At 57.8% G+C, this 26,951-nt stretch carries 21 protein-coding genes; 11 read left to right on the top strand and 10 right to left on the bottom strand.

What is annotated here, in order from left to right:
- Positions 1 to 49: 49 nt before the first annotated feature.
- Complete coding sequence (locus tag ASF69_RS08670; protein ID WP_062586885.1) at positions 50 to 3,019, top strand: bifunctional [glutamine synthetase] adenylyltransferase/[glutamine synthetase]-adenylyl-L-tyrosine phosphorylase; 2,970 nt, start codon at positions 50 to 52, stop codon at positions 3,017 to 3,019.
- 174 nt (positions 3,020 to 3,193) lie between these two features.
- Positions 3,194 to 4,312, top strand: a complete 1,119-nt coding sequence (locus ASF69_RS08675; RefSeq protein WP_062586886.1) for a metallophosphoesterase — start codon at positions 3,194 to 3,196, stop codon at positions 4,310 to 4,312.
- Between the two features lie 51 nt (positions 4,313 to 4,363).
- Here ASF69_RS08675 and ASF69_RS08680 read toward each other — a convergent pair whose 3' ends face one another.
- The 3 genes from ASF69_RS08680 to ASF69_RS08690 form a co-directional block, all read right to left on the bottom strand.
- Complete coding sequence (locus ASF69_RS08680) at positions 4,364 to 6,703, bottom strand: PAS domain-containing sensor histidine kinase (protein ID WP_062586887.1); 2,340 nt, start codon at positions 6,701 to 6,703, stop codon at positions 4,364 to 4,366.
- A gap of 184 nt (positions 6,704 to 6,887) precedes the next feature.
- A complete protein-coding gene (gene pepN / locus ASF69_RS08685; protein WP_062586888.1) occupies positions 6,888 to 9,536 on the bottom strand; it encodes an aminopeptidase N in 2,649 nt (882 codons plus the stop codon).
- Positions 9,537 to 9,844: 308 nt separating this feature from the next.
- Positions 9,845 to 10,954 carry a methyl-accepting chemotaxis protein gene (locus ASF69_RS08690; RefSeq protein ID WP_062586889.1) on the bottom strand — a complete coding sequence of 370 codons (1,110 nt, stop codon included), beginning with the start codon at positions 10,952 to 10,954 and terminating at the stop codon, positions 9,845 to 9,847.
- 383 nt (positions 10,955 to 11,337) lie between these two features.
- Between ASF69_RS08690 and ASF69_RS08695 the strand changes: the two genes are divergently transcribed.
- The 3 genes from ASF69_RS08695 to ASF69_RS08710 all read left to right on the top strand — a co-directional run bounded on the left by ASF69_RS08695 (position 11,338) and on the right by ASF69_RS08710 (position 14,267).
- The gene (locus ASF69_RS08695) at positions 11,338 to 12,276 is read left to right on the top strand and encodes a DMT family transporter (RefSeq protein WP_062587242.1); all 939 of its coding nucleotides are present in this window, start codon (positions 11,338 to 11,340) and stop codon (positions 12,274 to 12,276) included.
- A gap of 278 nt (positions 12,277 to 12,554) precedes the next feature.
- Complete coding sequence (locus ASF69_RS08700) at positions 12,555 to 13,391, top strand: hypothetical protein (protein WP_062587243.1); 837 nt, start codon at positions 12,555 to 12,557, stop codon at positions 13,389 to 13,391.
- A gap of 339 nt (positions 13,392 to 13,730) precedes the next feature.
- The gene (locus ASF69_RS08710; RefSeq protein WP_062586891.1) at positions 13,731 to 14,267 is read left to right on the top strand and encodes an AidA/PixA family protein; all 537 of its coding nucleotides are present in this window, start codon (positions 13,731 to 13,733) and stop codon (positions 14,265 to 14,267) included.
- A 370-nt stretch (positions 14,268 to 14,637) separates the two neighbouring features.
- Here ASF69_RS08710 and ASF69_RS08715 read toward each other — a convergent pair whose 3' ends face one another.
- The 4 genes from ASF69_RS08715 to ASF69_RS08730 all read right to left on the bottom strand — a co-directional run bounded on the left by ASF69_RS08715 (position 14,638) and on the right by ASF69_RS08730 (position 18,263).
- Positions 14,638 to 14,826 (bottom strand): hypothetical protein, encoded by a 189-nt coding sequence (locus ASF69_RS08715; RefSeq protein WP_062586892.1) that lies wholly within the window; start codon positions 14,824 to 14,826, stop codon positions 14,638 to 14,640.
- A gap of 150 nt (positions 14,827 to 14,976) precedes the next feature.
- The gene (locus ASF69_RS08720) at positions 14,977 to 15,888 is read right to left on the bottom strand and encodes a uracil-DNA glycosylase (RefSeq protein ID WP_062586893.1); all 912 of its coding nucleotides are present in this window, start codon (positions 15,886 to 15,888) and stop codon (positions 14,977 to 14,979) included.
- Positions 15,889 to 15,933: 45 nt separating this feature from the next.
- On the bottom strand, positions 15,934 to 17,226 hold the full coding sequence (locus ASF69_RS08725) for an Hsp70 family protein (protein WP_062586894.1): 1,293 nt from the start codon (positions 17,224 to 17,226) through the stop codon (positions 15,934 to 15,936).
- Positions 17,227 to 17,366: 140 nt separating this feature from the next.
- Positions 17,367 to 18,263: a LysR family transcriptional regulator gene (locus tag ASF69_RS08730; protein WP_062586895.1), complete on the bottom strand. Its 897-nt coding sequence runs from the start codon at positions 18,261 to 18,263 to the stop codon at positions 17,367 to 17,369.
- Positions 18,264 to 18,368: 105 nt separating this feature from the next.
- On the opposite strand from ASF69_RS08730, the gene blaOXA reads away from it, so the two are divergent.
- Positions 18,369 to 19,184, top strand: a complete 816-nt coding sequence (gene blaOXA / locus ASF69_RS08735; RefSeq protein WP_062586896.1) for a class D beta-lactamase — start codon at positions 18,369 to 18,371, stop codon at positions 19,182 to 19,184.
- A 1-nt stretch (position 19,185) separates the two neighbouring features.
- On the opposite strand, the gene ASF69_RS08740 is transcribed toward blaOXA, so the two are convergent.
- Complete coding sequence (locus ASF69_RS08740; protein ID WP_062586897.1) at positions 19,186 to 19,389, bottom strand: hypothetical protein; 204 nt, start codon at positions 19,387 to 19,389, stop codon at positions 19,186 to 19,188.
- A gap of 160 nt (positions 19,390 to 19,549) precedes the next feature.
- Positions 19,550 to 20,338 (bottom strand): SDR family oxidoreductase, encoded by a 789-nt coding sequence (locus tag ASF69_RS08745; RefSeq protein WP_062586898.1) that lies wholly within the window; start codon positions 20,336 to 20,338, stop codon positions 19,550 to 19,552.
- Between the two features lie 373 nt (positions 20,339 to 20,711).
- Here ASF69_RS08745 and ASF69_RS08750 point away from each other — a divergent pair, with 373 nt between their 5' ends.
- From ASF69_RS08750 to ASF69_RS08760, 3 genes are all read left to right on the top strand, one after another.
- Complete coding sequence (locus tag ASF69_RS08750) at positions 20,712 to 22,376, top strand: electron transfer flavoprotein-ubiquinone oxidoreductase (protein WP_062587244.1); 1,665 nt, start codon at positions 20,712 to 20,714, stop codon at positions 22,374 to 22,376.
- A gap of 29 nt (positions 22,377 to 22,405) precedes the next feature.
- A complete protein-coding gene (locus ASF69_RS08755; RefSeq protein ID WP_162238068.1) occupies positions 22,406 to 22,948 on the top strand; it encodes a GNAT family N-acetyltransferase in 543 nt (180 codons plus the stop codon).
- A 249-nt stretch (positions 22,949 to 23,197) separates the two neighbouring features.
- Positions 23,198 to 23,863: a pentapeptide repeat-containing protein gene (locus tag ASF69_RS08760; RefSeq protein ID WP_244475441.1), complete on the top strand. Its 666-nt coding sequence runs from the start codon at positions 23,198 to 23,200 to the stop codon at positions 23,861 to 23,863.
- A gap of 86 nt (positions 23,864 to 23,949) precedes the next feature.
- On the opposite strand, the gene ASF69_RS08765 is transcribed toward ASF69_RS08760, so the two are convergent.
- Positions 23,950 to 24,966, bottom strand: coding sequence for a zinc-binding alcohol dehydrogenase family protein (locus ASF69_RS08765; RefSeq protein ID WP_062586900.1), 1,017 nt, complete (start codon positions 24,964 to 24,966; stop codon positions 23,950 to 23,952).
- 104 nt (positions 24,967 to 25,070) lie between these two features.
- Between ASF69_RS08765 and ASF69_RS08770 the strand changes: the two genes are divergently transcribed.
- Both ASF69_RS08770 and ASF69_RS08775 read left to right on the top strand, forming a co-directional pair.
- Positions 25,071 to 25,472 (top strand): helix-turn-helix domain-containing protein, encoded by a 402-nt coding sequence (locus ASF69_RS08770; RefSeq protein ID WP_062586901.1) that lies wholly within the window; start codon positions 25,071 to 25,073, stop codon positions 25,470 to 25,472.
- The gene (locus tag ASF69_RS08775) at positions 25,469 to 26,872 is read left to right on the top strand and encodes a coniferyl aldehyde dehydrogenase (protein WP_062586902.1); all 1,404 of its coding nucleotides are present in this window, start codon (positions 25,469 to 25,471) and stop codon (positions 26,870 to 26,872) included. The genes ASF69_RS08770 and ASF69_RS08775 overlap by 4 nt, the downstream gene beginning before the upstream one ends.
- Positions 26,873 to 26,951: the final 79 nt, after the last annotated feature.

Here is a 26,951-nt window from a genome sequence, read left to right on the forward strand (position 1 = left end):
GAGGCTGATTCCGTGAGGAAAAAGCATTCAGCGTATAGGGAGAGAGACGGTGAACGAGGCAACGACTGCCGAAAGACAACTGGACCAGGTTCAGCCGGGCGTAATCCGCGCCTTTACCCAGACGGAACTGAAATCCGTTCTCTCCACCTTGAAGGACATAGGGAGGAACGAACCTGCCGTTGCTGATCTTCTTGCCAGCGAAAGACCGTTGAAGGATTTCATAGCCCAGGCCTTCACGCTGTCTCCCTATTTGCGGGATTCAGCTGTCGCCGATGAGGGGCTGCTGACGCTGGCAATCTCTCGCCCTATTGACGAAACGCTCGCCGCCCGGGTGAAGGACGCGCGTGACAGCTGGCGCCCGGACGATGGGGGCTCTTATCCATCCGAGGCAGAGGTGATGACGCGTCTGAGGACCGCCAAGCGACGACTGTCCTTCATTGCCGCGCTGGCCGATCTGGGGCGGATATTCGTGGCGCGCGACACAACCCGTTGGCTGAGCGACATGGCCGATGCCAGTCTCGCCGCGGCAATCGACCACCTGCTGGTCTCCAGCCACCAGAGCGGAAAGCTGACGCTGAAATCCATGGAAACGCCCAGCGAAGGCTCCGGCCTCATCGTGCTAGGCATGGGCAAACTCGGTGCTCAGGAGCTGAATTACTCATCCGATATCGATGCTGTCGTGTTCTTCGAGCCATCTGCGGAAATCGTGGCCGATCCTCTGGATGCGCTGGAAACCTTCGGGCGCATGATGAGAAAGCTGATCCGCATCATGCAGGAGCGCACCGCCGATGGCTACGTGTTCCGCACCGACCTGCGCCTGCGTCCCGACCCCGGTTCGACGCCCCTTGCCATTCCCGTCGAAGCGGCCCTGACCTATTATGAGGGCAGGGGCCAGAACTGGGAGCGAGCCGCCTATATCAAGGCGCGACCGGTGGCAGGTGACATCAAGGCTGGCAATAATTTCCTGCGCGAACTCACACCCTTCGTCTTCCGCAAATATCTCGACTATGCGGCGATCGCCGATATCCATTCCATCAAGCGACAGATCCACGCCCACAAAGGCCATGGTGCCATTGCAGTGAAGGGGCACAACGTCAAACTTGGTCGTGGCGGTATTCGCGAGATCGAGTTTTTTGCGCAGACGCAGCAGTTGATAGCTGGCGGGCGCATGGCGCCGCTGCGGGTACGCTCCACCCAGGAGGCGTTGGCGGCGCTGACGGAGGCCAAGTGGATCGATGCCAGCACCCGCGACAAGCTGACGGAAGCCTACTGGTTTTTGCGTGAGGTTGAACATCGCATCCAGATGGTGCGCGACGAGCAGACGCATATTCTGCCCGATACCGAGGCGGAACTGAAGCGCATCGCCTTCATGCTGGGCTTTGCCGACACCAAGGCATTTTCCGAAAAGCTGGAAGAGGTGCTGCGCCTGGTGGAGCGCAAATATTCCGCGCTCTTCGAGCAGGAGACAAAGCTGTCCGGCGAGAGTGGAAACCTGGTCTTTACCGGCCAGAAAGACGATCCCGATACGCTAAAGACGTTGGCGCGGCTTGGCTTCGAAAGGCCCGAATCCATGTCGGGCGTCATCCGCACATGGCACAATGGGCGCTACCGGGCAACGCAATCCGCCGAGGCGCGGGAGCGGCTGACCGAACTGACGCCCGATCTTCTCAAGGCATTCGGCGAAAGCAAGCGGGCCGATGAGGCGCTGTTGCGCTTCGATAATTTTCTGTCCGGTCTGCCCGCCGGCATCCAGCTTTTCTCGCTTCTGGGCAACAATCCGCTTTTGCTTTCGCTGCTGGTCACGATCATGTCGTCGGCGCCACGTCTGGCTGACATCATCGCCGCGCGTCCGCATGTCTTCGACGGTATGCTTGATCCGGCGCTCATGACGGAAATTCCGACGCGAGACTATCTGTCCCAGCGGATGCACGGTTTCCTCAGCCCGGCACGACACTATGAGGACATTCTCGACCGCTTGCGGATCTTCGCCGCCGAACAACGTTTTCTTATCGGCGTACGGCTGTTGACCGGCGCCATCCGAGGGGAGGTGGCCGCACGAGCCTTCACGCACCTTGCGGACCTCGTCATCGAGGCCGCAGTCAATGCGGTCCTGGCGGAAATGGAAGCAGCCCACGGAAAATATCCCGGTGGCCGCGTTGCCGTCGTGGGCATGGGAAAGCTTGGATCGTTCGAGCTGACGGCGGGCTCCGATGTCGATCTGATCGTTCTCTATGACTATGATGATGCGGCGAGCGAATCCGACGGAGCAAAGCCGCTCGACGCGTTAAGATATTACACGCGCATCACGCAGCGGCTGATTTCCGCTCTCTCAGCACCAACCGCCGAGGGCGTGCTCTACGAAGTGGACATGCGCCTTCGCCCCTCCGGCAACAAGGGTCCGGTGGCGACACGCATCTCGACCTTCGAGAAGTATCAGCGCGAAGACGCGTGGACCTGGGAACATCTGGCGCTTTCCCGCGCAAGGCTGATCTGCGGCGAGGCGTCCCTGATCAAGGACGCCGAGCGCATTATCGCAGATGTTCTTGCCCAGAAGCGGGACGTGGCAAAAATCTCGACCGACGTGGCGGAGATGCGCAAACTGATCGGCGAGGAAAAGCCGCCAGCCAATATCTGGGATTTCAAGCTGATCCCCGGCGGTCTCGTTGATCTGGAATTTGTCGCCCAATATCTGACGCTGGTTGCACCTGCAAAGGGGCTTCCGCCGCATGTCGCCGGTGAAAGCACGGCGGATGTCTGGAAGCGTGTGGCAGCAGGTGCGATGGAGCCGCAGACCTATGACGACTGCATGGCCGCACTCAATCTCTTCACCGAACTGTCGCAGATCATCCGTCTGTGTATCGACAGCGACTTCGAACCGAAGGAAGCACCAGCCGGCCTGATCGACCTCGTCTGCCGCGCCGGCGATTGCCCCGATATCAGCACGCTGGAAGGCGAGGTAAAACGCCTGTCGAAAACGGTTCGCAAGGCATTTTCCGCTGTGGTCAAGGATGGTGGGTAAATAGCAACAAAACACCCTTCGCTTCCTGTACGGGCTTTTGCAGCCGTGCGCTAAAATCGCTGGACGAGCACTCTTTTCCTGAAGGGCAAGCACATGACGGATCAATCCTGCCGTTGGCGGATTGATCCGTTGGCGCGGTGCGTGCGTAGAGACAATAAACATAAAGGCCCATTCATGTTTCATCTCATATTCGGAATTCCCTGGCTGGTTGTCGTCCTCAGATTTCTCCAGCCGCTGCCCTGGCTGTTTTCCGTCAAGGCCGTCATCGCCATAATCCTTCTGGTCGCGTCGCAGTATCATCTGGTCAACCGCATTTCGTCTGGATCGGTGTTTTCGCCGGAGTTTCTTCGACCGCTCGTCATCGTCTTTAATGTGCTGATGGGAACGATCCTGCTGCTGGCATTGATGCAGATCGCGCTCGATATTGTCTCTCTGCTGCTGATGCCGTTCAAGGGACATTTTCCTGCGGTGCCGGTGGGATTGCGCTATGCAATGGGGCTGGCAGCGCTTGGCCTTGCAGGTTTTGCTGTCAGCCAGGCAATTCGTGTTCCGCCGCTCAAGGATATCGATGTCGCGATACCTGGCCTGCCGCCCGCCTTCGAGGGCTATCAGATGGTGCAATTGACGGATCTGCACATCAGCCGACTGTTTGACAGTTCCTGGTCAAATGAGGTCGTTGCTCGCACCAACGCGCTCAACGCCGATCTCATCGTTGTCACAGGCGATCTCATTGACGGAAGCGTGGAGGCGCGGACATCAGACATTGCGCCACTGGCGAAGTTGAAAGCGCGGGACGGCGTCTTCACCATTCCTGGAAACCACGAGTATTTCTTCGGCTACGAAGAGTGGATGGCCTATTATCAGGGCTTGAACATGACCACCTTGGCAAACAGCCATACGGTCATTGATCGGGGTGGCGAAAAGCTTGTCATTGCGGGTGTGACCGACCTGTCTTCCACCAGAACCGCGTTTCCTGCGCCTGACGTTGCCGCCGCCATCAGTGGCGCGCCAGCCGGAGCACCTGTCATTCTTCTCGACCACCAACCGATGATGGCTGAGCGCAACGCGCAAAAGGGTATTGCGCTCCAGCTGTCCGGTCACACCCATGGCGGTATGGTCTGGGGTCTGGACAGGCTGGTGGCACGCGCCAACAACGGCTACGTCTCAGGCTTCTACAAGGTGGATGGAATGCTGCTCTATGTGAACAATGGCACCGCACTGTGGCCGGGCTTTGCGCTGCGCCTGGGGGTACCATCAGAGTTGACGCGCATTACGCTTCGCAGAGCACCCTGACAAACAGCGGCGCGCCCCGTTTTCATGAGGGGCGCGCCATTTTGAATGCTGTCAGGCGCAGCCCGCCGTGGTTTCCGCGTGAGGGATCATCAGGGCGACGACCGTGCCCTTGCCCTCGCAGGAGCGGATTTTCATCGTGCCGCCATGCAGCTTGATGAGCGAGCGGGAGATGGCGAGACCAAGACCTGAACCACCCTGGCTCTTTGCATACTGGCTCTGAACCTGCTCGAAGGGCTGTCCGATCTTGTTGATAGCGGTCGAAGGGATGCCGATGCCGGTATCTGCGATCGTCAGCATCAGTCCTTTTTCATGAACATGGGTACGCAATTCGACGCGCCCGCCCGTTCCGGTAAACTTCACAGCATTCGACAGAAGATTGAGCATGATCTGCTTCATGGCACGACGGTCGACCGCCATGTGCATATCGTCGCAGACACGCTTCTGGATGGAGATGTTCTTCTGCGCGGCCTGAATGGCGGTGAGGCGTAACGTTTCCTCGACCAGCGGCGCAAGATCGACCTTCTCGCGATTGATGCGCATGTGGCCCGCTTCAATCTTAGACATGTCGAGAATGTCGTTGATGACGTTGAGCAGGTGCTTGCCGCTGTCATGAATATCGCGGGCGTATTCGCTGTATTTGGGAGAGCCGACAGGGCCGAACATCTCAGCCAACAGGATTTCCGAAAAGCCGAGGATGGCATTGAGCGGTGTGCGAAGCTCGTGGCTCATATTGGCCAGGAATTCCGATTTGGCAGTATTGGCTGCTTCCGCCCGTTCCTTTTCTGCCTGATAGTTGGCGTTGGCAGCAGAAAGCTCGGTCTTCTGGCGCTCCAGCTTGTGACGCGAAGCAGACAGGTCACCGATCGTTGCCATCAGCCGCTTTTCGGAATCGCGTAGTCGCTCCTCATGGCGTTTCAGAAGGGTAATGTTGGTGCCGACGGATACGAGGCCGCCATCACGGGTGCGTCTCTCGTTGATCTGGAGCCAGCGGGCGTCGGCAAGCTGCACTTCCGTTGTGCGAGACAGTCCAGACTGGTCCGGATCGGCCACGCGCCGCTCGACCACAGGACGGCAGGCTGCGGCATTGACGACGGAGCGTTCCGTGCCTGCTACCAGCACACTATCGGGCAATCCGTAAGCCTGCTGGAAGTGAGCATTGCACATGACCAGACGGTCGTTCTTGTCCCAAAGCACGAAAGCTTCCGATGTGCTTTCAATTGCGTCTGCAAGCCGTTGATCGGCTTCCGCATAGCGCTGCGCCAGACGATGCTGCTCGGTAACGTCCATCGCGATGCCGATGACGCGTGGGCCATTGGATGTGTGGATGACCTGAGCACGGGCGCGCAGCCAGACGTAGTGACCATGGGCATGGCGCATACGGAAGATCTGGTCGATCTGGCGCAGGTCACCGCAGCCAACGGAGCGGGCGAGTTCATAGAGGTTGCCGTCTTCCGAATGCATCATGCGGGCGGCGTCGCTGAAGGAGAGGGGCTCCGTTCTGGGAGGCAGCCCGAGAATTTCATACAGCGATGTGGACCAGAACATGCGACGGGTCGAAAGATCGAAATCCCAGAGGCCGCAACGACCGCGTGACAGTGCCGTTTCAACGCGCAGATTGGATTCAAGGAAGATTTCGTCAGCCGTGCGCGCGCGCTTTACCTGCATATAATAGGCATAGAGAATGACCAGCAGGATTGCGGAAATGCCGGTGAACAGCGTCACGTTCAGCGCAACTTCACTGCGCCAGAAGCTTCGTATCGGCTGCAGCGACCGTGCCGCGATGATCATGCCGCCTTCCGTGCCGAGTGGCAGCATGGTGGCGTAGTGCGGCGTGCCTTCGATGTCGGTTTCGATGGTGCCCGGCGCACCGGGGAACCGGCGGACAATGGCAATCTCAGGAAGAAGATTGGTGAGCGATGTGCCGAGATAGATTGCGGCATCATTGCCGAGCCCGCCGAAAATGCGGCCATCAATGCCTGCCACCAGAAGCAGGGTGTCGTCATCGAGGCTGCCCGCCGGGAAGGACCGGCGCAGACGCGCTTCTGCCGCAGCACGATCCTGCAGGGCAAAGAGGCTTTCGGCGCCGTTGAAGGATGCCTTGGCAGCAAGGGCAGAAAGCGCCGTCGCCTGCCGCGCCGATTCCTCCATGCGCCCGGACTCAGCGACGATGCCAAGCATCCGCGAAGCCGCGACGACAATGAGAAAAGCCAGAATGAGAATTGGAATGAGGCGCTTGAGCAGCGTCTCCAGTTGTGGAATCTGCAGACCGCTTCTGAAAGCTGAGGCGAACGCCATCAGAGTCCCAGCAAGCTTCTCGCCCCATGCAGCAACATCAACAAATTTGGCATACGAGCGCTCATCGCCCGCAGTCGCCCGCCGCACGTCCGTCATTATCCCGCCTTGATGTCCCTCGTTAATTCGAAGCGCCGCCGCTCGAATCTGACACCAGTGAATCAAAGCTGATTCGGCTTGTCCAGAGCTTGAGGTTAAAAGAATTTTAACCCTTTGAACCGACTCCGTATTTTTTTGGGACAGGTTTGGCGACCTTTAAGAAAGCCGCCAAACTGACGTTACGTCAAGCCTTTAGCACGCGTTCGACGATGTCGCGAACGTCTGTCGAGAGGGCAGGAGACCGCTCGATCGTGGTCAATGCCGCGCGGGCGTGATCGGCCCGAACAGGCTCCAGCGACCGCCATGAGCGCATGGATGTGAGGATGCGCGCGGCAAGCTGCGGGTTGCGTTTGTCGATTGTGACAATCTGCTCCGCCAGGAAGCGGTAGGCTTCGCCATCTGCACGGTTGAAACCGGTCGGATTGCCGAATGCGAATGTGCCGATGAGCGAGCGAACGCGGTTCGGATTGGTGCCGATGAAGTGCTTGGAGCCGATCAATGCCTTGATGCGGGCCAGCGCATCGCTGCCTGGAATTGCCGCCTGAATAGAAAGCCACTTGTCCAGCACGAGTGCATTGTCTGCAAAACGGCTTTCGAAGCTGGAAAGCGCCTCTTCGGTTTCGCGAGCATTCGGGAAACGCTGCGTCAAGACGCTGAGAGCATGGGCAAGATCGGTCATGTTGCTGGCTGCGGAGAAGGCCGCAGAGGCGCGCTCCGGCGTCTGTTCCGCAAAGGACAGATAGCTCATGGCAATGTTGCGCAGCGACCGGCGACCGGCGCTCTGTGCATCCGGCGAATAGGCACCCTTGTCTTCAAAGCTGGTGAACAGCCTCTGGAAGGTTTCAATGCCTGCCTTGGCAATTGCCGTCATCGCAGCGTTGCGGGCCTTGTGAATGGCTTCCGGATCGTTGTTGCCGCCAATTTCGCGGGCAACATCGGCTTCGCTTGGAAGCGACAGGGCCTGGGCGCGGAAGGCGGGCTCCAGACTGTCATCCGCTGCAATTTCAATCAGCGTTGCGATGAAGGCCGGGTCGAATTCGACGTCATTGCCGTTTCGAACCGCGTCCGTCGCCTTGACGAGATTTGGCATGGCCAATGTCGTCAAGGCCTGCCAACGCGAGAACAGATCGGTATCGTGGCGCGCGATCTGCACCATGTCCTGCGCCGATTGCTCGAGGTGCAGGTTGATGGGAGCCGAGAAACTGCGGTTGAGCGAGAGGACAGGGCGCGATGAAATGCCGGAAAAGGTAAAGGTCTGGCTGCGCTCGGTCAGATGCACGACGCCATCCCTGTACTCGCCGCCTTCAACCTTGGAAGGCTGGGCAATCTCACCGTTTTCAAGAATGAGAGCGAGGGAGAGGGGAATGTGCAGCGTCTGCTTGGCACTTTGCCCTGGCGTTGCCGGAACAGTCTGTTCCAGCGACAGCGTGAAGGTGGACGAGCCCGCGTCATAGGTGGTGGAGGCGCTGACGAGCGGTGTGCCGGCCTGCACATACCAGCGGAAGAACTGGCTGAGATCGCGGCCGCTTGCATCCTCGAAGCACTTGATGAAATTCTCAACCGTCGAGGCTTCACCATCGTGGCGCTCGAAATAGAGATCCATGCCCTTACGGAAATCCTGCGCACCCAGAATGGTGGCGATCATGCCTGTGATCTCGGCACCCTTCTCATAGACCGTCGTCGTATAGAAGTTGTTGATTTCGCGGTATTTATCCGGCCGTGGCGGATGCGCCAGCGGACCGCCATCTTCCGGGAACTGCTCCGACTTAAGGTGACGCACATCAGCGATGCGCTTGACCGGGCGCGAGCGCATGTCGGAGGAAAACTCCTGATCGCGATATACGGTCAGGCCTTCCTTCAGGCAAAGCTGGAACCAGTCACGGCAGGTGATGCGGTTGCCTGTCCAGTTATGAAAATATTCATGCGCAATGATGCGCTCGATATTGGCATAATCGGTATCGGTCGCGGTTTCAGGATCGGCAAGGACGTATTTGTCGTTGAAGACGTTGAGGCCCTTGTTCTCCATGGCGCCCATGTTGAAATCGGACACGGCCACAATCATGAAGATGTCGAGGTCGTATTCGCGGCCGAAGCGTTCCTCGTCCCATTTCATCGAGCGTTTGAGCGCATCCATGGCATAGGCCGCACGCGGCTCCTTGCCATGCTCGACATAGATCTTTAGCGCGACATCGCGGCCCGACATGGTGGTGAAGGTGTCTTCGACAAGGCCCAGATCGCCAGCCACGAGCGCAAAGAGATAGCTTGGCTTGGGATGCGGATCGAACCAGGCGGCGAAGTGGCGGCCTTCGTCATAATTGCCGCCGCCGAGGAAGTTGCCGTTCGACAGAAGGAAGGTGTTGCCTTCCTTGGCGGCAATGATGGTGATGGTATAGGGGGCCAGAACGTCAGGGCGATCCGGGAAATAGGTGATGCGGCGGAAGCCTTCGGCCTCACACTGGGTGCAGTAGACGCCGTTTGTGCGATAAAGCCCCATCAACTGCGTGTTGGTTTGCGGGTTGATGTAGTTCGTCACGCAGATTTCGAACGGCGTTTCTTCCGGCAGGTCGCGGATCGTCAGGCTGTCCGGCGTCGCATCATATTGCGCCGTAGACATTTCAATCTGGTCCAGCAACAGGCCAGACAGCGTCAGTTCGTCGCCATCCAGAACCAGCGGGGCCGACTTGTCCGCGCCTTCGCGCCTATGAAAGATCAACCGTGCTTCGACCTTGGTATTCTCAGGATCGAGTTCGAATGTGAGGTCAACTCGTTCGAGAACGAAATCGGTTGGGCGATAATCCGCCAGGTGAACGATCTGGCCCGTGTCTGTTCGCATGACTATCCCTGAATGAACCTTGTCTGCCACGATTCAGGTTTCATGCCGGATGATCCCTGAAAGTAAAATTGAAAGAGAGTCACGTTCATGTGAAATTCACAAGACATGATGTCCTGCGTATCGCCTCGCCAGACCAAACGGTTCAATGAGGATCAATGAATTTGTCTCGCAAGAACGCATCTTTCCATTAAATGTTGAACGATTACTGAAGTTGTGGGGGCCACAGGCGATTATATTACGATAAACTAGTAGATTGGTTAGCAATTTTATTACAAGCCGCCCTGCTACATCGCTGATCGCCGCCATTCTCAGCCCTTCAGGCCCAGGCTTGTGCGGATAGCCTCATCATTTTCTGTCTGCTGAATGACGACACCGTACCATCCAAGGCCATCGTAATCTTCGTAACCGAACGTCTTGGCAAACGCGACGATGGCATTTCCGACATAATAGCTGCCGCGCATGGCGTTCGATGGGTTTTTCAGGGGATATTGCGTGAAGCGCAGGGATGGGTCGCTGCTGGCGATGACACGCAGGTCGCTGTCCAAGAGCAGCACGACGGTCCGCTCCGCGACCGATGGCGAAAGATTGGCTTCCTTCTCGACGATCGAGCGTCCCTGTTCCTGCCAGTCGAAAAAGACGCCAAGCGTGCCGAGCAATGCGCCATCCGTCTTGCCGCCCTGACGTATACCGGTTGCGTAGACAAGCACATCTCTGCTGTCGTGCAACGGGCTGCTTTTCACCTGATCGACCACATATTCGTCGCCGCTACGGCATTGCGAGGCCGCCGCAAACCAGGGCTCGATGGCCATGCTGCGCCCGGCAAGATTGCGCTGGTATCGCGGATTGGCAGAAGCGACCACGACGCCACGCTTATCTGTCATGACAAGATCGATATAGACCGTATAGAACCGGCTGATCACGCCAAGTCGCTCCGCGGCAAAGGCGATGTCGGCATCATCCTTGCTTTCCAGCGCCTGCCAAAGCGCCGTGTCCGTTGCCCACCAGCGAACGTCTGCGGTGCGCTCGAACAGGTTTCTGACGATAAGCTGCACCAGCGTCTGCGCCATATCCATCAGGCGCACACCCTCCATCTCTTCAACCAGCGCTTCCGCCATCTGGCGGCTGAGGCCGATGCGACTGAGAACGGTGTGTTCGAAGGTGGAGGAAATATCGGAGGCGATCTGCGCAAGCCGCTGAACTTCGTTCGCGACAACAGAAAAGCCCTTGCCCGCTTCACCCGCTCTTGCCGCTTCGATCAATGCATTGATGGCCAGCAGCCTGATTTGTTTGACGATGTGGCTGTTGTCCATACTAAACCGTCGCAAATCGGTCGACATGCCGTCCGTGACCACACGCATTGTGCGCGGCGTTGCGGGTGGAGCGTCATTCTCGGCAATTCTCTGCACATTATGGTTCATGGATTCGTCAATTCTGAAATGGAGTTTGCGATTATTGGCGGAAATACGGGGAGGTTGGGACTGTGTGAACTATTGAATGATAGAATTTAGAATATAATTTGGTTAAAAATTGGTTGTTATAGGTTGTAATTTATTTTTCGTTTGCAAAATCAGCGCCGCTTTTTAATGCGTCACTTGCTTATATTTAAAGCAATTACCTAAAACTATCGCATTTCCGTAGATTAGCAGATGATTGCGTGAGCGCAATCACGAGGCCGGACTGGTCGAAAGTTCGTTCAAGGGTAGACTTCGATCTGCTATCTATTAGAAAAGACGCGCGGGACCATGCTTGGCCTGTGGAAATGAAACCGGTTCACAGCCGCAACCGTTGAATGTTCGTTCTTATGAGTGCCGCCCCCTATAACCCCATCCGGGGCATAAGCTTCAAGCTTGTTTCCGTCGCCTTTTTCCTCGTGATGCAGACCTGCATCAAAGCCGTCGGGCCAGATGTTCCCGCGGGCGAAATCAGCTTCTTTCGCTCCATCTTCGCCATCCTGCCCATTGTCATCTATCTTGCCTGGCTGCGAAATCTTCGAAGCGCCTTTCACACCGACAATGTGTTCGGACATTTCAAGAGGGGGCTGCTCGGTATCCTCTCGATGATCTGCGGATTTTACGGGCTGACATTGCTGCCCCTGCCGGAGTTTATCGCGATAGGCTACGCCTCTCCACTCATGGCGGTGGTATTTGCTTCGCTTATTCTGGGCGAGTCGGTTCGCGTCTACCGCTGGTCTGCCGTCCTAGTGGGCATGAGCGGCGTTGTCATCATCCTGTGGCCGAAGCTGACGCTGTTGCAGGAGGGCGGTTTTGCGGCAGGTGAAGCGGTCGGCGCGCTTTCTGTTCTCCTGGGGGCGGTGCTGGCCGGTCTGGCCATGGTGCAGGTCCGTCAGCTGGTGGTGACTGAAAAGACGCCGACCATTGTGCTGTACTTCTCATTGACCGGGACGTTGCTGTCTGCTGTCAGCCTGCCATTTGACTGGGCGTGGCTCGATCTCAATCAAACCATTCTGCTGATTTCCTGCGGCGTTGCCGGAGGCATAGCCCAGATTTTTCTGACCGAAAGCTATCGCCACGCGGAAGTATCGACAATCGCGCCGTTCGAGTATTCCTCAATCCTGTTCGGCATCGCCGTATCGTATATTTTGTTTGGCGACATCCCGACGACAACTATGTTGATCGGCACGGCCATCGTCATCTCTGCCGGAATTTTCATCATTTTCAGAGAACACCAGCTGGGGCTTGCGCGTAAAGCCGCCAAAAAGGCTTCTACCCCTCAAGGTTGACGCATAAAATGACTAAAATACCACCAGACTACAACCCGATGGATTTTTTTTCATTTTAATCAAACCATTATTCAATTCCTGAATGAACGTGGTATGGAGGGAAACGGGTATTTAAGGCAAATTTCTGGGTGGCACATCGTGTTTGGGGTAAAACGCGGAATGGCAATTTGCGCAAAGCTACGCTCGAAGCGCAGTTCATGTATGCAATTGCAACATAGTCGGGCGGCCAAGCGTCGCCAAGCTGCAAATTCATGCCCATCATTTTTGTGGGGGTGGTCATGACATTTACATATTCGGAACTGGTTGCGCATCCGCGCCTGCTGGATGCGATCCGCCAGCTTGCGCGCAATCTTCGCGTTTCCTTCAATGAAAACCCTCGCATCGCCCGCCTGCTTTCCGCTCATCAGAAGTGGATGCTTACACAGGCTGGCATGGCGCTGAACCTCGAAGCGGGTCCAAGCGGGTTTACAGTGGCGGAGTTTCGCGAACTTGTAACAGCCAATGGCATCGCCAGCCGCAACACGGTTCAGAACTATCTCGATCAGCTGGAAATCTATCGCTATGCCGAGAAAGTCGGTCCTACGGCTGTGCGTCCGCGGCGATATCGGGCGACCGCCGTGAGCGAGCAGGCGATGTTGATGTGGTATGTCGCCAACCTGTCCGCGATCGATGGGCTGGATGGCGGTTCGCGAGCGCTCGAGTTGCTCTCAAAACCGCACCTGCTGGCAAAAGCACAGCCGCGCGCCGCTCGCAAATGCCTTCTCGACAGAAACTGGGTGGAGCCGCCCGAGCGCATCGGTCTGTTCCTCTGGACAGAAGCGGGCGCGCTTGTCATGGACGAATTCATCAGCCGCATAGAGGATGCCGAGGGCGATTGCGATCGTATCGATATCGGCTATGTCGATGCCCGCGCTCTCGCAACCGAATTCATGATGTCCCGCACCCATCTCCAGCGTCTTCTCAACAAGGCGGCAGAGCAGGGCACGATGGGCTGGCATGATGAAAGCCTGCGCAGCGGCATGTGGTTCTCCCGCGACTTCCTGGACGAGTACTGCAAATGGCAGGCCATCAAGTTCAAATACGTCAATGATGCATTTCTTGACGCTCAGGCATGACCGGATGCTTCCGCGGCCGCGTTGAACCGAACGCGGCCGCTGCAAATCTGCGTTCGCCGGCCAATCCTTTTTCGCGACGACTTCGAGATGGCCGGTGGGATCTGGCTGCTGGCTGACGGGCGGTCATGCCAAGCAGCCTGCGCGCTCACCGCAACCGAAGCGTTTCCGACGCGCAAAACTTTCAGTCCAGAAACCAAGGCGATCTGATCGGCGCTGGAAATAATCCGGTAATCATACTGCTTGCCTTTTTTTGGCTTCCACATAAGGTTGCATTGACTAAGAGAAAACAACCTATAATTATCTCGCCTGTTGATATTGCCCTCAAGGAGCCATCGCAGAATGAGTAATGTTATTGATATTGAAATCGTCGTGGATGTTAACAACCTCGTCCTTAACACGACCAATCCCAGCAAGGATCCGGCTAATCCGACATGGGTCGGCCACAACTACGCCTATATGATTGCCGCCAGCCAATATGTTAAAAGCGGTCAGGCAACGGGTGACCTCAACATTTCGGCGGACGTCGAAGACACCATCCATTGGCGAATGCTTTCCCAGTCGGGCAACACCACCTATTCCGCCAACCTGATGAACATAACCTATCTCAACGGTACCAAGGTTACCGCTGACATCGAGGGAAAGCTCGCTCAGCCGCAGACCCCTGTTCCCGGAACAACGCTCGGCAGTATCCCTCTGCCGCCATCAGGCACCAATGCCTATGTCGTAACGCCTCAATATGACTTCTACGTCGCGGCTGACATCGTTTCCGCAGGCACGGAAAACTACAGCGTGCTGTTTGAAGTCCTTTATTACCACGCCGGTGCCCTGACCGTGCTTGGCTACTTCGCCTGGGATCCAACGATCACCGCATCCTGATTGTCACGTCCTGTTTGACGCCAATCGCGTTTCGCCTGCCGTTTGCGAGAACAGCATGTTCAAATGGACATGGCTCGCGACGGCAGGCGTTTCAGCCTGAAGCGCGCAGTCCGAGAGATCTTGCAATAGTAACAAGTGTCGAAAGTGACCTAGCGACAGCGGAGATGGACTACGGTCCATGAGCCCGTTGGGTCAATTGGCCCTTGTTCTCAGAAAAGCTGACCAATCTGCCGGGAGCCGGGGAGGGTGGAAGGCGGCGCTGATTACAAACTCAGGCCCCAGAAACGCAAAAGCGCCTCTCCATGGGAAAGGCGCTGCAAAGCGTCGGGCTTTAAAAAGCCGGTCAAGGCATGGCCTTGAGGCATTTCAATCAGCGTTCGCGGAAATCCGCAAAAACTGCCGAGGGCCGTGTGGTGCGAACCTGCTGTGTGGACGCGCGAGCGGTCAGCTGTTCGTTCGTAACACCAAAACGGTGGTAACCCTGGCTGGAGCGCGGGCCGAGGCCTGCAAGCCGGAGTGTTTCGAAGCCGGAATGTACCGGACGGAAGCGAGTGGTCATTGCCTTGGTTCCTTAAACCTTTTCCTCCCAAGACGAGATGACTTATTGCAGTGCAGCAGGGATTCGGCAAGAAAGGCAAATGCGCCGCTGTTATGCGCCATTTGCATGGCTATTTTCATAAATCATTTACATTGATCAAAAAGGAAGCATTCACAGTTGCCGAATACGGCTCTGGAATGCTAATAAATCCTGCCATGCCAACGACTTACTGGCCGGAGCGTTCAAAAGCTCCTGCGGGTGCAAGGTGGCAATTGCGGGCACGGTTTCGTTGCCAGATGCGACATCACGCCACTGTCCGCGCAGCGTATGTATGGTGCCGGTGCCGCCAAAGAAAAAACGCGCAGTGAAGTTGCCCAAAAGCAACAGTGCTTTCGGCTCTGCTAAAGCGACCTGTCTTTCGATAAAAGGGCGGCAGATTTCCATTTCCGGGGTGGATGGCGGGCGGTTGCCGGGCGGGCGCCATGGCACGACATTCGTGAGCAGCAGGTTGGCGCGGTCAAGACCGATGGCCGCCAGCATACGGTCCAGCAGCAGTCCGGTCTTGCCGACGAAGGGAGAGCCTTCGCGGTCGTCATCGGCATCTGGCATCGGACCGATGACCATGATGCCGGAAGAGGGGTCGCCTTCGGCAAAGATGGTATGGCGCGCACTGTTCTTCAGATTGCAGCCATTGAAGCTTTCCAGTGCAGTCTTGAGTTCGCCAAGCGAGCGGGCAGTTTCTGCGGCAAAGCGGGCAGCGGCAATGGCCTGCTCGTCCGGCATGGCCACATTTGCCTGTACGGGTGCGGGCATGGATGCGGCGGCGCGTGAAGCAGCCGACTGCTGGGCAGGCTGCGAAGGACGCGAGACGCCGCCTTGAGCATTCGCTGCAGCAGAGGACTGGTTTTCCCTTTGCTGCGCCGGGCGAGCGTCCCTTGCTGCCGGGCTTGCTGTGCGCGAGGCTGCAAATTCCGCAAAGCGATCAATGGCCGTGTCTTCCAGCAGCCAGTCGACGCCCGCATCCGCATGAAAATGCAGAAGCGCCGCCAGTTCTGCCGGGGAAAGGTCTTGGGCCGAGATCATGGGCTGAAAACTACCTCAACTGCCGGTCCCGCGAAACCCCTGATATCACGCTGTCCAGCGCTCAATATCGCCGCTTTCGCCAATCATGGCCAAGCCGTGGGCAATCGACAGCAACTCGCCGCCGCTCTCGATCCTGTCCGCATCGAACCGCCGGGTGAAAAGCTCACGCACGGCAGGCACGAAAGAGGTGCCGCCCGTCAGGAACACCTTGTCGATGGCGTCGGGTGCGGTCTGGGTCTTTTCCAGCACTTCATCGAGCGCGCCTTCGATCTTGGCGAGATCGTCGCTGATCCAGCTGTTGAAATCGCTGCGCTTGACGGTCTTTTTGCCAGCCTTGCCGAGCGGAGAGAAGTTGAACTCCGCTTCCTCCTGTGAGGACAGAGCCATCTTGGTTGCCGAAATGGCCTGATAGAGCGGATAGCCTTCGTCATGCTCGACAAGTTCGACAAACATTTCCAGCTTTTCCGGCTCAAGCGCTGAGCGCACCAGCGATTTCAGATCCGAGAACTCCTTGGTGGTCTTGAAGATGGAGAGCTGGTTCCAGCGCCCGAAATTGACGTAGTAGCCTGCGGGTACGTCCAGCACCTTGTCGAAGCTTTTGAACTTGCTGCCCTTGCCGATTTCCGGCGACACGAGGTTGTCGATCATGCGGAAGTCGAAATGGTCGCCCGCAACGCCCACACCCGAATGGCCGATGGGGGTGGCGGTCAGCTTTCCGGCGTGGCTTTCGAAGCGGATCAGCGAGTAGTCGGTGGTGCCGCCGCCGAAATCGGCGACCAGAACATTGGCGTCCTTTTTCAGGCTCTGGGCAAAGTAATAGGCGGCAGCGACCGGCTCATACACATAATGAATTTCAGGAAAGCCCGCACGGGTGAGGGCCTCGTTGTAACGGGCAAGCGCCAGCGCCTCGTCCGGGTTGCCGCCGGCAAAGCGTACGGGACGACCGGCAATGACGGTGGAAATCTCATCGCGCCACTCATCGCCGGCATAGGATTTCAGCTTGCGCAGGAAGACTTCCATCAGGTCCTCGAAGCTCTGACGCTTGGCAAAGACCAGCGTGCCCTGAAACAGCGGCGATGCGGCAAATGTCTTGATGGACTGCAGGAAGCGACAGTCGCCGGGATTATCGATGAACTGCTGGATGGCGGCGTGGCCCGCCTCAACATGAAGGGCGGCGGCACCAAGGCTGCTGTCTTTCATGAAGGAGAGCGCCGTGCGCATACTGTCTGCGGTTCCGGCGCTGCTGGTAAAGCGCATGGAGTGGCTGTCGGTCCCGCTGTCGGAGAGTGCCATGACCGTATTGGTCGTGCCGAAATCGAGGCCGAGTGTCCGTGACATTGCAATGGTCCTTGGTTCCTGGGCAGGTGGAATCGCGCCCGGGGCGCGCTCTGCCCTTCAGTCTGGATGCCTGTGGCATCGGTTATTTTTGAAGAGCGCGGGTCATTGCATGATGACCGGTCCATGGCAAGCCGGGTGGCTCAGTTTTTTGTCGCTTGCCCGGCCCGCATCTGCGCCGCTTCTTCCTGCAGCCACTGCGAAAACGTCGCCATTGCCGGGGTTACCGTCCGGGATTTGAGACGGGTCAGCCAGTAGCACCCTTTGGACACATAGACTGGAAAGGGCTGCTCCAACGCGCCGGACGAAAGCTGGCGGCTGAACATCAGCGGTGGCGCGAGCGCAATGCCTGCCCCCTGCAAGGCGGCCTCAGTCATCAGCACGGAGGAATCGAAGACGATGCCCTTGATCTTGGGAGGCGTCACACCGGCAGCCTCGAACCATTCCTGCCACTCATCCATACGGTAGGAGCGCAGAAGCGGCCGTGCCGCCACGTCCTGCGGGGAATGAAGCTGGCTGGCAATCGCAGGCACGCAGAGCGCCGAATGCGGAGCCTCGAACAATTCTTCCGCTTCCGTATCGTGCCAGGCGCCGTTGCCGAAACGTATGGCGTAATCCAGACCTTCGGCGGCAATATCGACCCTGTTGTTGTTCGTGGAAAGCCGCACCTCGATGAAGGGATATCGCTCCTGAAAGGCGCTGAGACGCGGCAGCAGCCAGCCCACCGCAAAGGTGCCGACGGAGCCGAGGGTCAGAACATCACGCACATGCCCGTCCTCGAAACGCTGCAACATATCGGCCATGCGGTCGAAGGAGTCCTGCAGGGTGGGCAACAGCGCTAGGCCGTCTTCCGTAATCATCAGGCCGCGCGGCAGGCGACGGAAAAGCTCGACGCCAAGCCGCTGCTCCAGCAGTTTGACCTGATGGCTGATCGCAGTCTGCGTGACGCACAGCTCAATCGCGGCGCGGGTGAAGCTCAGATGGCGTGCAGCCGCTTCAAAAGCGCGCAGGGCGTTGAGCGGGAGATGTGGGCGGACCATGCTATGACCAAGTTTAATTCATGTCAGCAGCCAGATATCATCATTTGTACCCGTGTAACAGCGCGGACTAGAAGTAAGCCATCACAATCGGATGGAGACATGTCCATGGCAAACAAGCGGCGTATTGGTGTCGTTCTTTTATCATTCATTACAACGGCTTGTGTCGGAGGCTTGCAGGCAGTTGCCGCGCAGACGGTGCAATGCACGGTCGTTCTCGATGTCAAGAGCGGTGACGTCCTGCATCGGCAGGGCAGCTGCGACAAGGCCTTTGCGCCCCAGTCCACCTTCAAGCTGCCTTTGGCCATCATCGGTTATGATGCGGGTATTCTTACCAACGAGACCACGCCGCGCTGGGACTACAGGCCCGAGTGGAAAAGACCGAAACGCGAGCAGATGTCTGTCGATCCGACGATTTGGGAAAAGGAATCTATCGTCTGGTATTCGCAGGAAATTACCCGAAGGCTGGGCAAGGAAAAGTTTGCCGATTATGTGCGCCGGTTCGATTATGGCAACGCCGATGTGCGCGGCATAAAAGGGCGCTCGGACGGGCTGACGGAATCCTGGCTGATGTCGTCATTGAAGATTTCCGGCGATCAACAGGTCGCGTTTCTGCGCCGTTTCCTCACCGGCAAACTTCCCGTCTCCCAGTCCGCCTCTGATAAAACCATGGCGATCATGCCGAAGTTCACCGCAGCCGAGGGCTGGCAGGTGCAGGGCAAGACCGGGTCCGGGCGTATGCGGACCAAGGATGGAAAATATGACGGCGACGTCTGGCTTGGCTGGTTTTTCGGTTGGGCGCAGAAGGGCGATCGTCAGGTGGTTTTCGCCAAGCTGAACATCAACGACTGGAAGAGCGAAGAGCCGATCAGCTTTGCCACGCGCGATGCGTTGATTGCCGAACTGCCGCAGCTGGTAAAATAGCCTAGCGAATGAGGCGTCGGCCGGCAAAGATCATGGCAAGCCCGACGAGCGCGACGAAGGCTCCTCGGATGATCCATGGGCTTTGGTCGATCATGAAACTGGACGCGGGGTAGGGGAAATATCCGCTTCCCTGACCCATCCACAACAGGCCGACAAGGGCCAGAAGTGCGCCGAAGAAGGTAAGCAACAGACGAACTATCCGCATGATAAGCCTCAATGGAGAACCGATGCGTCACTCTACGCCTTGGCGCGGGAAGTGAAAGCACTTTCGGATGCTCGTCTGTTTTACCGGTGCAGAAGCACGCCTGCGCAGCTGTGGGCGTGCTCATTGACGTTCTGGCGCCTTTACGATGCCAGATGTGCGATCAGATCGACTTCGATGCTCCGCCATCCACCCGCAGCATGGTGCCGGTGATGTAGCTGGCGGGTTGCGAGCACAGGAATGCGCCAGCGGCCGCAAACTCTTCCACCGTGCCAAGGCGTCCGGCCGGAATGTTTTTCAGCGATGCATCGCGGATTTCCTCGACGCTCTTGCCCAGCCTTTTGGCATTTGCACCATCCAGCTCATCGATACGGTCGGTGTGGATGCGCCCGGGCAGAAGAAGGTTGGCGGTGACGCCATTGCTGGCAACTTCTGCGGCAAGGGTCTTGTTCCAGCCCACAAGTGCGCCCCGCAGCGTGTTGGAAAGCGCAAGGTTCGTAATGGGCTCGAATACGCCTGAAGACGCGACGGTCAGAATGCGCCCCCAACCCTGTTCCTTCATCTGCGGCAGAAAAGCGCCCGTCAATGTAATGACGCGCAGCACCATGGACTGAAAGAAGGTTTCGAGCGTCTCGGCGGTGATATCCTGCGCGCTGCCGGGCGTAGGCCCGCCCGTGTTATTGACGAGAATGTCGATGCCGCCGAGCTTTTCCTTCACGGCCTCAACCATCTTCGGCACGAAATCATTCTGTGCGAGATCGGCCTCGACCCAGTCGGCCTTGCCTTTTCCAAGCGCGTTGATGGCTTGCGCATTGGCAGCCAGCCTATCGGCGGTGCGACCAACCAGAAGCACGTTTGCGCCTTCTTTGGCCAGCGCCGTTGCAATGCCGAGACCAAGGCCGCGCGACGATGCCAGAACAAGGGCGCGTTTGCCGGAAATGCCGAAATCCATAAGTGCTGTCCTCCTGAAACATGTTGCCGAGGTTATAGGGGTGGTCTTGCCGATTTTGAAGGCGTCTGCGGTTTATTTCGTTTGAGTGCCGTTGTTGTCACGGGACGTGTGGGAGCGCTTGACCCTAAGGGCCATTCCGCATTAAATTACGTGCACGTAAAAGTAAGCTATTACAATTGCGTCAGAGAATGTAATGGGTTTGTGGCCGATTTGCCTGACTTCAACCTCGACAACGGCTTTGCGCTTTGCGAAGAAAGTTATCGAGATGGCGGTCTTTAAAGGCATGCTGGTATGGCGCGTGCAATGAACCCTGCAGGCGCAGGCGCGTTAGAAAAACAATGCCGGAAGGGACCGGTAAGCGGAGAGGATGGATATGACCGAAGCAATGGAATTGCCGGAACGCGAATCGATGGAATTCGACGTTGTCATCGTTGGCGCAGGTCCGGCGGGGCTTTCGGCTGCGATACGGCTTAAGCAGGTCAATCCTGATCTCTCTGTTGTCGTTCTCGAAAAAGGCTCAGAAGTTGGCGCGCATATCGTTTCGGGCGCCGTGGTCGATCCGATCGGCATCGACCGGTTGCTGCCCGGCTGGCGCGAGGACGAGGTGCATCCCTTCAAGACCGAAGTCAAGGATGACCAGTTCCTGCTGCTGGGGCCTGCCGGATCGATCCGCCTGCCCAACTTTGCCATGCCGCCGTTGATGAACAATCACGGCAACTACATCGTCTCGCTTGGTCTCGTCTGTCGCTGGCTTGCCGAAAAGGCAGAGGCACTTGGTGTGGAGATCTACCCCGGCTTTGCGGCCACGGAGGTTCTTTATAACGAGGCGGGCGCTGTCATCGGCGTTGCTACCGGCGATATGGGTGTGGAGCGCAATGGCGAACCCGGCCCGGCATTTACACGCGGCATGGCGCTGATGGGCAAATATGTGCTGATCGGCGAGGGCGTGCGCGGATCGCTTGCCAAACAGCTCATCAAGAAATTCGATCTTTCCAGGGATAGCGACGTCCAGAAGTTCGGCATCGGCATCAAGGAACTCTGGCAGGTCAAGCCTGAGAAGCACCGCCCGGGTCTGGTCCAGCACTCCTTTGGCTGGCCGTTGGGCATGAAGACCGGTGGCGGCTCGTTCCTCTACCACCTCGAAGACAACCTTGTGGCTGTCGGCTTCGTCGTGCACCTGAACTACAAGAACCCCTATCTCTATCCCTTCGAGGAATTCCAGCGCTACAAGACGCACCCTGCCATCCGCGACACGTTCGAGGGGGGCAAGCGCCTGTCCTATGGCGCACGTGCCATCACCGAAGGCGGGTATCAGTCGGTTCCGAAGCTGACTTTCCCGGGCGGCGCGCTGATCGGCTGTTCCGCCGGTTTCGTCAACGTGCCGCGCATCAAGGGCAGCCATAACGCCGTGCTGTCGGGCATGATGGCCGCTGAAAAGCTGGCCGAAGCCATTGCTGCAGGCCGCGCCAATGATGAAGTGATCGAAATCGAAAACGAATGGCGCGACAGCGACATCGGCAAGGATTTGAAGCGCGTCCGGAACGTCAAACCGCTGTGGTCGAAGTTCGGCACGGCGCTTGGCGTAGCACTGGGCGGGCTGGATATGTGGACCAACCAGTTGCTCGGCATCTCCCTGTTCGGCACGTTGAAGCACGGCAAGACGGATGCGGAAAGCCTGGAACCTGCCAAGCTTCACAAGCCGATTGCCTATCCAAAGCCCGATGGCGTGCTGACCTTCGACCGCCTGTCATCCGTCTTCATTTCCTCGACCAACCATGAGGAAGACCAGCCGGTGCACCTGCAGGTCAAGGACATGGACCTGCAGAAGCGCTCCGAGCATGACGTCTATGCCGGTCCCTCCACACGCTACTGTCCCGCCGGTGTCTACGAATGGGTGGAGACAGACGGCGAGCCGACCTACGTCATCAACGCCCAAAACTGCGTTCACTGCAAAACCTGCGATATCAAGGACCCCAACCAGAACATCAACTGGGTACCACCGCAGGGCGGTGAGGGGCCGGTTTACGCGAATATGTGATCCTAGCGTTGACGATGCGAAATCCCATAGTGACCATTCGTGCAGCGCGGACTGAGGAGTTTGCGCGGTTGGCGGAAATAGAGCTCAATGCCTTTGCCGTATGGGCAAAGGCATGCTTCGTGTCGTCGCAGCCATCGTCTTCTCCGCAATTCGTCCTTCAGCAAAGCCTCGACCAAGGTTTTCTGCTGGTAGCAGAAGAATTGGGTTCGGGCCGTGTAACTGGTTTTGCCGCCGCTCACGTGGTGGGGCGATATCTCCACATTGTAGAAGTCGATGTCGAACCGGATTTGCACGGCAAGGGCATTGGGAAAGCGCTGATGCTGTCACTGCTTGAAAAGGGTCGCCACGAAGGGTTGGGCGGTGCGGTTTTGACGACGGATCGGTTTGCACCCTTCAATGCGCCGTTTTACGCGAAGCTGGGATTCGAAATCCTGACCGCAGCAGATGTCCCGGGGTTTATCCAGGAACGGTTGGACAGCCAAGTAGCATCAGGTCTTGATCCGCAACGGCGTGTCGCGATGCAAATGGAATTGGATGGGACAAATTCCCGATTCTCTTCCAGTGGCAACTAGGGTGGAACCCGGCGATGGTTTCAGTCGAAAAAATATTCGTGGTGGGACGTGCTGAAAGCCGAGCTTCTTAGTTTGGTATTTGCAGGTTGGCGGCGAATGCCATATTTGTAGGCACGGAACCTGACAGATGTAAGTGACTATGCTGGCAGAGATCAGGTTTGGGAGTAGATGATGAATATGGCAACAGGCAAAGTTTATTCTCACGGTGGACCACGGCTCCTTTGTGGAGTGGTTTTCACCGTGTTTGCCATGGTCGCATTCCCCGCAAAACAAAGCCTAGCCGCAAGCTGCCGGGCTGAGGCGAGTGCGGGGTTGGATTGGAGCGCTTGCAACAAGCGGCTTCTGATGCTGGGTGGCAGCGTGCTTGATGGTGCCGATCTTCGTGGCACGGATTTTACCTTTACCGATCTTCGCGGCTCGTCTTTCAAGAAAGCCAATCTGGAGAAGGCCAAGCTCATTCGCACATCGCTTGCATCATCCCAGTTGCAGGAAGGCAATTTCGTCAAGGTCGAGGCCTATCGCGGTGACTTCAGCGATGCTGATGCGGAAAATGCCAAGTTCAACAATGCTGAAATGCAGCGCGCCAGTTTCGAGAATGCAAAGCTGGTCGGAACGGATTTCAGCAAGGCGGAGCTTGGCCGTGCCGATTTCGAAGGCGCAACGCTGACGGGCGCGAAATTCACGATGGCCAATCTCTCCCGCGCCCGGTTCGAAGGTGCGAACTTGACCGGGCCTATCGATTTCGAAAACGCGTTTCTTCTGCTTACCCGTATCGAAGGGCTGGACCTTTCGGCGGCGACGGGGCTGGAGCAGAAGCAAATCGACATTGCCTGCGGCGACGCCAAGACGAAGCTTCCACAGGGGTTGACGACGCCGACCTCATGGCCTTGCCCGGAAGATCCAGACGAGGATTGAGGCGCTCGACGGCGCACGCAGTTTACTGTTTTTGATGAAAGAGGGAGCCCCGGCCTGTCGCTGGAGCTCCCTCAGTGCTTTCAGGCTTAGAAACCGGACAGGACGATCTTGCCCTTCGCCGTTCCGGTTTCGATCAAGGCATGGGCCTTTAGCAGATTGGCCGCGTTGATGGTGCTATAGACATCCGTCATCGTGGTCTTGATCTGGCCTGCATCAACCATCTCGGCAACATGGTTGAGAAGCTTGTGCTGCTCCAGAATATCGGCGGTCTGGTACAGCGGCCGCGCAAACATGAACTCCCAGTGTACCGAGATGGCCTTTCGCTTGAAGGGCATGATATCGAAGCCGCCTTTGGGATCATCGATCAGGCAGTAGCGGCCCTGTGGGGCAAGAAGCGCAACACTGTCTGCCGCATGAATATCGCTCTGCGTCGTGGAGAAAACGAAGCCGGGCGCACCGAGACCCAGTGCCTCCACCTGAGGGGCAAGCGGCTGGCTATGGTCGATAACGTGATGGGCGCCAAGCTTGGTTGCCCATTCCTTCGTCTCAGGACGAGAGGCGGTGGCGATGACGACGAGATCCGTCAATTGCCGGGCAAGCTGGATGGCGATGGAGCCCACGCCGCCTGCGCCGCCGATGATGACGATGGCATTGGCAGCGCCCGGGACGGATTGCCTGACATTCAGCCGATCGAACAGCGCCTCGTAAGCGGTGATCGCGGTCAGGGGAAGGGCGGCTGCCTCTTCGAAACTCAAGCTCTTCGGCTTTTTGCCGACGATACGCTCATCCACGAGATGATATTCACTGTTGGAGCCGGGCCTGTCGATGGCGCCTGCGTAAAACACCTCGTCGCCCGGCTTGAACAGGCTGACCCCTTCACCCACCGATTTGACGACGCCTGCGGCGTCGAACCCGAGGATGCGCGCCTCGCCATTTTCCGGTGCCTGGTTGCGGCGCACCTTTGTATCGACCGGATTGACGGAGACCGCTTTTACCTCAACCAGAAGGTCAAGCCCCTTGGCCTGCGGCATTGGCACCTCCAGATCGAGAAGCGCATCCGCTTCCGTGACGGGCTTTGCACTTTTGTAACCGATAGCACGCATGGCGTGATCTCCTTTGCTTGTTGCGTCGGATCCTATTTGGTAGAGATGGGCATGGAGCGCAAGAATGCACATATTGTGTATATACGCACAAAAAGGATACTGTGATGTCCCGTCCACGTGCCAAGCTAACAGGCAATTTTCCCGGATGTCCGGTGGAATCGACGCTGAGTTTCATTGATGGAAAATGGAAGGGCGTCATCCTTTATCACCTCATGAATGAAGGTACGCTTCGCTTCAACGCGCTGCGCCGACACATTCCCAGCGTCACCCAGCGGATGCTGACGAAGCAATTGCGGGAACTGGAGGAGGCGGGGCTGATTTCCCGGAAGGTCTTTGCCGTTGTGCCGCCGCGCGTGGATTATGACCTGACGCCGCTCGGCCACTCCATGCAGCCGGTGATCGCTGCCCTCAAAACATGGGGCGACGCGCATGTGGTCTGCGAACAGGGCGAGAGGCGTGTTGTTCCGCCACACGCTCCGACAACCTCACTGGAAGCAGCCGAATGAGCGACGCTGCCACCACATTGCTACAGCAGCGCGATGCATTTCTGCGCGACGGCCCGCCCACGCTCGAAGCGCGCAAAGCCGATCTGAAGGAACTGCGCCGGACGATCATTGCGCGAAGGCGCGATATCGAGCAGGCGGTCGATGCGGATTTCGGCGGACGATCGCATCGGGAAACGGCGCTGCTGGATATTTTAGGCGCGGTACAGGCCATCGACTACCTGTCGCGCAATCTGAAACGCTTCATGAAGCCGGAGCGCCGTCATGTCGCGCCGACGTTCCAGCTGGGGCGCGCATATGTGGAATATCAGCCGCTGGGCGTCATCGGCATTATGTCGCCGTGGAATTATCCCTTTCTGCTGGCCATGGTGCCGGTGGCAACCGCGCTGGCCGCAGGCAACAGGGCCATGCTCAAGCCTTCCGAGCTGACGCCACGCACCAGCCAGTTGATTGAGGAGATGCTGGCGGCGGTTTTCCCGCAAGAGAAGGTCGCTGTTGTCCTGGGCGACGCATCTGTCGGGGCAGCCTTCAGCCTGCTTGCTTTCGACCACCTGTTCTTTACCGGCAGCACCGAGGTGGGCAGGCACGTCATGGCGGCAGCCAGCGCCAACCTCGTGCCGGTGACACTCGAACTGGGTGGCAAAAGCCCGACCATCATCCAGAAGGGTCATGCGACGCAAAACCACGTTGCGTCCATCGCTTTCGGCAAGTTGACCAATGCCGGGCAGACCTGCGTTGCCCCGGACTATGTCTTTGTCCATGAGGACGATTTGGCAGCCTTCACTCAGGCCTTCGAGGCGGCGGTCGCGCAGTCCTATCCCAAGGGCGTGGGCACTGCCGATTTTGCCTCCATCGTCAGCGACCGACACTTTACCCGCCTGAGCGGACTGCTGGAGGATGCCCGGCAAAAGGGCGCGCGTGTGGTACAGCCGGGCACAGTCGGTGATGTCGCATCGAGCCGTATCCGCGTTATGCCGCCCACGCTGGTTTTCGGCGCAACCGACGAGATGACTGTCATGCGCGAGGAAATCTTTGGGCCGGTTTTGCCGGTGCGGACCTATCGGGACACCGGCGAGGTCATCTCCTTCATCAATGCACGGCCAAGGCCGCTGGCGCTCTATTTCTTTGGTGAGGAGCACAGCGAGGACTGTCGCGCGGTGCTGGCCCGCACGACATCCGGCAATGTCGGCATCAACAACACGATGCTGCATGTGGCGCAGGACGACCTGCCCTTCGGGGGAGTGGGGGCAAGCGGCATGGGCGCTTACCACGGCATTGAAGGCTTTCGCCGCATGAGCCATGCCAAAGGTGTTTTCGTGCAGGGACGCTGGAGTCTGCCAACCCTGTTGCGTGCACCATTCGGTCGGCTTACAGATTGGGCGCTGGCATTTCTGCTGCGCTAATTCTGCGAATATTATTTTCCGCATTGCAACATGGATCTGCCCGTTTTGCTTCATAGCGTCGCGGCAGTGATTCTCAGTC

The organism is Rhizobium sp. Leaf311 (assembly GCF_001423445.1).
Lineage (GTDB): Bacteria > Pseudomonadota > Alphaproteobacteria > Rhizobiales > Rhizobiaceae > Agrobacterium.